This is a genomic window from Actinotalea ferrariae CF5-4 (assembly GCF_000603945.1).
GTDB classification, from domain to species: domain Bacteria; phylum Actinomycetota; class Actinomycetes; order Actinomycetales; family Cellulomonadaceae; genus Actinotalea; species Actinotalea ferrariae.
In genome coordinates this window covers 1-1,079 of sequence record NZ_AXCW01000499.1, presented here as the reverse complement: position 1 = coordinate 1,079, position 1,079 = coordinate 1, and the positions used below count along the sequence as shown (strand labels likewise).

The 1,079-nt window shown below is 79.1% G+C and carries 1 protein-coding gene; it reads right to left on the bottom strand.

The genetic code is table 11. The features are described from left to right. Window positions 1–1,079, bottom strand: a 1,079-nt coding sequence (locus N866_RS22550; protein ID WP_034229838.1) for an HAD-IIIA family hydrolase, incomplete at both ends; no start/stop codon positions are given.

Here is a 1,079-nt window from a genome sequence, read left to right as displayed (position 1 = left end):
CGGCGGCCGCGGCGCCCATGTCCGCCCCGATGTCGCCGACGACGGCGCACGCGGCCGGGTGCACGCCGAGCGCGGCGGCGGCACGCAGCACGAGCAGGGGCCCGGGCTTGCGGCACGCGCACCGGTCGTCGGAGCCGTGCGGGCACTGCTGCCACGTGTCGAAGGGGCCGAGCTCGGCCTCGATCCGGGCGTTCACCGCGTCGACCTGGGCGGCGGTGACGATGCCGCGGGCGATGCCCGACTGGTTGGTCACGACACCGACCCGGACCCCGCGGGCGCGCAGCGCGTCGAGCACGGCGCTCGCCCCGTCGACGATCCGCACCTGGTCCGGGTCGCCGTTGTACGGGACGTCGTGGACGAGGGTGCCGTCGCGGTCGAAGAGGACGGCGGCGACGGGCAGCGGCCAGGGTGTCGCCTCGACCGGCCGGCCGAGCGCCCCGCCGTGCGCGAGCGTGCCCGTGAGGCGGTGCCGGACCGCAGCGAACGGGATGCGCGCGCTGGTCAGGAGCATGCGCTGCCACTCCGCGCGCCAGCCCTCCTCGCCCGGCCGGGGCCCGGGCTGGATCCGGACCCGCGCGAAGTCGGCGAACAGGGCCAGCCAGGCGGTCCCGCCCGCGGCGGCCAGGCGGGGGCGGCGCAGGACGGTGCCGCCGACGGCGAGCGCGGCAGCACCGACCGTCGCGACGTGCCAGGGGAACCGGCCCCGGCCGGTCTCCGCGTCATCGCGCCACGCCGGGCCGTGCAGGGCGCGCATCAGGGCGTCGTCGGCGGCGCCGGCCTGGACGCGGACGCTCACGGCATCGTCCGCAGGGCGGACCGGGTGGGTCGTGACGCGCGTGCCGCGCTCCAGCCGCCAGCCGGCGCGGCGGACGCGCAGGGCGAGGTCGGCGTCCTCGCGGTAGGCGCGCGGGAACCGCTCGTCGAAGCCGTCGACGGCCTCGAGCGCGGCGCGGCGGTACGCCATGTCGGCGGTCGCCCAGTGCGCGCCCTCGAGGCCGCGCGTGCTGCGCTCCCAGTCGGTCGGCCGACGGTCCGCCGGCAGCGGGACCTCGAGGCGTGCCTGGACGGCGGCCACGTCG